The organism is Streptomyces sp. NPDC059567, assembly GCF_042735655.1.
Classification (GTDB): domain Bacteria; phylum Actinomycetota; class Actinomycetes; order Streptomycetales; family Streptomycetaceae; genus Streptomyces.
The window spans coordinates 1-4,705 of sequence record NZ_JBHWBS010000035.1 but is presented as its reverse complement, the minus strand read 5'-3'; the positions used below and the strand labels follow the sequence as shown (position 1 = coordinate 4,705).

Annotated in this window: 4 protein-coding genes; all 4 read right to left on the bottom strand. The window is 68.5% G+C overall.

The window, feature by feature from the left end; genetic code table 11:
* Positions 1–122: 122 nt before the first annotated feature.
* From ACFVZW_RS17725 to ACFVZW_RS17710, 4 genes are read right to left on the bottom strand one after another with little or no spacing between them, the layout of a single operon-like run.
* On the bottom strand, positions 123–839 hold the full coding sequence (locus ACFVZW_RS17725; RefSeq protein ID WP_384522195.1) for an ABC transporter ATP-binding protein: 717 nt from the start codon (positions 837–839) through the stop codon (positions 123–125).
* Positions 836–1,846, bottom strand: a complete 1,011-nt coding sequence (locus tag ACFVZW_RS17720; RefSeq protein ID WP_384522193.1) for an ABC transporter ATP-binding protein — start codon at positions 1,844–1,846, stop codon at positions 836–838. Before ACFVZW_RS17720 ends, ACFVZW_RS17725 begins: the two co-directional genes overlap by 4 nt.
* Before the next feature lie 5 nt (positions 1,847–1,851).
* Positions 1,852–3,618 (bottom strand): branched-chain amino acid ABC transporter permease, encoded by a 1,767-nt coding sequence (locus ACFVZW_RS17715; RefSeq protein WP_384522191.1) that lies wholly within the window; start codon positions 3,616–3,618, stop codon positions 1,852–1,854.
* A 5-nt stretch (positions 3,619–3,623) separates the two neighbouring features.
* Positions 3,624–4,556, bottom strand: a complete 933-nt coding sequence (locus ACFVZW_RS17710; RefSeq protein WP_383562192.1) for a branched-chain amino acid ABC transporter permease — start codon at positions 4,554–4,556, stop codon at positions 3,624–3,626.
* Positions 4,557–4,705 lie beyond the last annotated feature (149 nt).

Sequence of the window (4,705 nt, the reverse complement as noted above, 5' to 3'; positions counted from 1 at the left end):
CGGACATCGAGCACGCCGACGACAAGAACGCGCCCAAGGCCGGCCTTTACCAACGGCGCACTACAGGACAACCCCCGCCCCACAACGCTGTGGGGCGGGCCTTCTGTCCGTGGGGACGGGTTCTACTCCTCGCCGAGGTAGGTCTTGCGGACCTCGTCGTCGTGGAGCAGGTCCTGGCCGGTGCCGGAGAGCTTGATGGTGCCGACCTCCAGGACGTAGCCGTAGTCCGCGAGGGACAGGGCGGCCTGGGCGTTCTGCTCGATGAGCAGGATGGTCATGCCCTCGGCCTTGAGCGTGGCGATGGTCTCCATGATCTTCTGCATCATGATCGGGGAGAGACCCATCGAGGGCTCGTCGAGCATCAGCAGCTTGGGCTGGGACATCAGCGCCCGGCCCATCGCCAGCATCTGCTGCTCACCACCGGAGAGGGTGCCCGCGGCCTGCTTGCGACGCTCGCCCAGGATCGGGAAGAGGTCGTAGGCGCGCTGGATGTCCTTCTCGATGCCGTCCTTGTCCTTGCGGAGGAAGGCGCCGAGCTGGAGGTTCTCGGTGATGCTCAGCTTCGGGAAGATGTGCCGGCCCTCGGGGGAGTGGGCCATGCCGAGGGAGACCACCTTGTGGGCGGGGATGCCGTTGAGCACCTGGCCGTCGAAGGTGATCTTCCCGCTCGCGGGCTTGATGAGGCCCGAGAGGGTGCGCAGGGTGGTCGTCTTGCCGGCGCCGTTGGTGCCGATGAGGCTGACGACCTGACCGGCCTCGACGGAGAAGGAGATGCCCTTGACGGCCTCGATCTTGCCGTAGGCGACCCTGAGGTCCTCGACCTCGAGAAGAGCGGTCACTTGGAGTCTCCTTCGGTGGTGCTTTCCGCTGCCGGAGCGTCGTCGGCCTCAGGCGTGTCCTCGGCCTCGGCCTCGGGGGCTTCGGGAGCCTCGTCGGCGGGAGCCTCGGGGGCCTCCGGGGCCTCGTCGGCTTCCGCCGCCTCGGCCTCGGCGTGCGCCTCCGCCGCCTCGACCTCCGCGACCTCCTCCGCGCCCGGCGCGCCCTCGAACGGCGTACCGAGGTAGGCCGCGACGACGCGCTCGTCGCTCTGGACGACGTCGGACGTGCCTTCGACGAGCTTCTCGCCCTGGACCAGCACCGCGACGCGGTCGCACAGGTTGAAGATGAACTTCATGTCGTGCTCGATGACCAGGACGGCGATGCCCTTGTCACGGATCGCGAAGACGAGCTCCTCGGTCGTGCGGGTCTCGTTCTGGTTCATGCCGGCCGTCGGCTCGTCGAGGAGCAGCAGGCCGGGGTCGCTCGCCAGCGCCCGGGCGATCTCCAGCTTGCGCTGCTCGCCGTAGGGCAGGTTGCGGGCGAGGTGCTCCGCCTTGCTCGCCAGGCCGACGAACTCCAGCAGCTCCATGGCGCGTTCGCGCGAGGCGATCTCCGCCTTCTTGAAGCCCGGGCCGCGCAGCAGCGCGGACCAGAGGCCCTCCTTGGTCCGGGTGTGGCGTCCGACGAGGACGTTCTCCAGGACCGTCATGTTGGAGAAGAGGCGGATGTTCTGGAAGGTACGGGCGATGCCGGCCTTGGTGACCAGGTGCGGCTTGGGCGGCAGCACGGTCCCCTTGTAGCTGACCTGTCCCTCGGTGGGGATGTACAGACCGGTCAGGCAGTTGAAGAAGGTCGTCTTGCCGGCGCCGTTGGGGCCGATGAGTCCGACGATCTCGCCCTCGCGGACGGTCAGGTCCACTCCGCGTACGGCGGTGAGTCCGCCGAAGCGCATGGTGACACCGCTGGCGTCGAGGACGGTGGCGGCGGTGGACGCCGTCGTCGTGGATTCCGTGGTGGTGGTCGTCATGGCTTTCACGCCCCCGCCTTCGAGGTTCCGACGATGGGGTCGGCGGGGGGCCGCTGCTCCGGTACGTCGAGCTTGTCGGCGTTCTCGTCGTGCTCGTGGTACTCGAGCTGCGCGCGCCGGTTGGGGATGAGGCCCTCCGGGCGGAAGCGCATCAGCAGGATGAGCGCGAGACCGAACGCGAGGAGCTGGTAGTCCTTCAGGAAGGCCAGCTTCTCGGGGATGAGGAAGAGCAGCGCCGCGCCGAGGAGCGGGCCGCGGATGGTGCCCATGCCGCCTAGGATGACGGCCGCGAGAAGGAACGCGGAGTTCGGGGCGACGGGGCCGGCGAACACGTACATCTCGGGGAGGACCGTGCCCTGGAAGTGGGCCTGGACCGTGCCGGCGACGCCGGCGAGGGTGGCGCCGAGGGCGAAGGCGATGAGCTTGACCCGGAAGCCGTTGATGCCCATCGCGGTCGCCGCGGTCTCGTCCTCGCGGATGGCGACCCAGGCGCGGCCGATACGGGAGTCCTGCGCCCGGCTGAAGACCAGCACGACGAAGACCATCACCAGCAGCATCAGCAGGTAGTAGTTGGCGTACGAGCCGAGTTCCACGCCGAGGATGGTGTGGGTCTCGCCGAAGTCGTAGCCGAAGATGTTCAGCGCCGGGATGTTCGGGATGCCGTTCGGTCCGTTGGTGATCTGCGGACCGTTGTCGCCGTCCATGTTGTTGACGGTGATGCGGAAGATCTCACCGAAGCCGAGCGTCACGATGGCCAGGTAGTCACCGTGCAGCCGCAGGGTCGGCGCGCCGATGATGACGCCGAAGACCAGCGAGGCCAGGGCGCCGATGATCATGGCGACCCAGAACGGCAGCTGGATGTCGAACGCGGAGGCGGTCGATCCCGAGACGAGGGCGGCCGTGTAGGCGCCGACGCCGAGGAACGCGACGTAACCGAGGTCGAGCAGACCCGCCAGACCGACGACGACGTTCAGACCGAGGGCGACCGTGGCGAAGATCAGGATCTGCACCGCGATCACGGTGAACGTGTCGGTGGTCTGCGTGAAGGGGAAGACGGCCGCGGCCGCGAACGCCGCGACGGCGGCGATCTGCTTGTTCTTCGACGCGATGGCCGAGATACGGCCCACCAGACCCGACTTGTTGAGCGCGGCGGCACCGAAGCCCGCGAGAAGCAGGTAGCCGATGAACAGCTCGGGGTACTCGGTCGAGATGCCGTACGTGACGGCGTACATGCCGATCGCGAACGCGACGACGATGACCAGGATCTCGGCCCAGGAGGGGATCTCCTGGGGCTTCGCCGGCTTGCGGGAGTCGTCCTTGAGCAGGAACGCCGCCAGCGGGATCAGTACCGCGACGAAGGCCACGTACGCGCCGGGCTCCCAGTGCGCGATGCCGCCGAGCTGCGCCGCGATGGCGATCACGGTGTACCACGTGGTGCCGAGCGTGCCGAGGGCGAGGAACTGCAGCGCCTTCGCCGAGCCGCCGGGGGTGAGCCAGCGCAGGCCCTTCACGCCCAGCCCGGAGAGGGCGAAGGCGATCAGGAGGAAGCCCGCGACGAGGGTGAGGACCTGGAGGCCGCCCGGGTAGCCGGTGACGGTGAGGTCGCCGGGGAACTCGGTGGTGTAGGTCCAGGCGAGGAAGGTGCTCGCGACGGAGGCGAGGCCGCCGGCCGCGACGATCCAGTGGAGGAGGCCCGCGCTCTTGGCGCCCGCCTGCTCGACGGTGCCGGACTCCTGGGGAGCCTCGGGGGTCTTGGTGAGGTCGGTCGTCATCGCGATCACGCCCTGTCCGCGGCGCGTTGTCCGAGCAGACCTTGTGGTCTGAACAGGAGCACCAGGATGAGGAGGGAGAACACCCAGATGTCCTTCCAGGCACCGCCGCCGAACTGCGCCATCCCGGGGATGTGCTCGACGTAGGCGATGGAGAGGGTCTCCGCGAGACCGAGCACCACGCCGCCGATCATGGCGCCGTAGATGTTGCCGATGCCGCCGAGGACGGCTGCGGTGAAGGCCTTGAGGCCCAGCAGGAAGCCCATCTCGAAGCGGATCTGGCCCTTGTCGAGGCCCTCGGCGACCGCCGCGACCGCGGCGAACGCGGCGCCGATGGCGAAGGCCATCACGATGATGCGGTCGGTGTTGATGCCCATCAGCTTCGCGGTGTCCGGGTCCTGCGCCGTGGCCTGCATGGCGCGGCCGCTGCGGCTCTTCGAGACGAAGAGGCCGAGAGCGAGCATGCACATCGGGGCGGCGACGAGGACGAACGTGTCAGCGCGGGAGATCGACAGGCCGTCGAAGATCTCGAAGGGTCCGCCCTTGAACTCGGGGAAGGTGACCTTGCTCTTGGCTCCCGGGTAGAAACCCCAGATGAGCTGCTGGAGCACGATCGACAGACCGATGGCCGTGATCAGGGGGGCGAGCCGGGGCGCGCCGCGCAGGGGGCGGTAGGCGAAGCGTTCGGCGGCGGTGGCGACGGCCACGGAGACCACCGCGCCGCCTATGAGCATCACGGGGATCGCGATCACGAGGGCGGTGCCCTCGGGCAGGATCGTGTACGCCGTGAGGGCGCCGAAGCCCCCGATCATGAAGATCTCGCCATGGGCGAAGTTGATGAGCTGGACGATGCCGTAGACCATCGTGTAACCGATGGCGATGAGGCCGTAAAGGGCCCCCAGGGCAAGGCCGTCGGCCAGCTGTTGCGGCAGTTCGTTCACCGCAGGGCCTCCGATGAGCGTGTCGGATATGACACCGCGCGGGGGGGGGGTGTTTGGCCCCCCCCCGGGGGGGGGTATTTTTGGGTGTGTTTGGGGGGGGGGGGGGGGGGGTCCATTTAGGTGAGGTGATCAACTAGCACCCCCCCGCC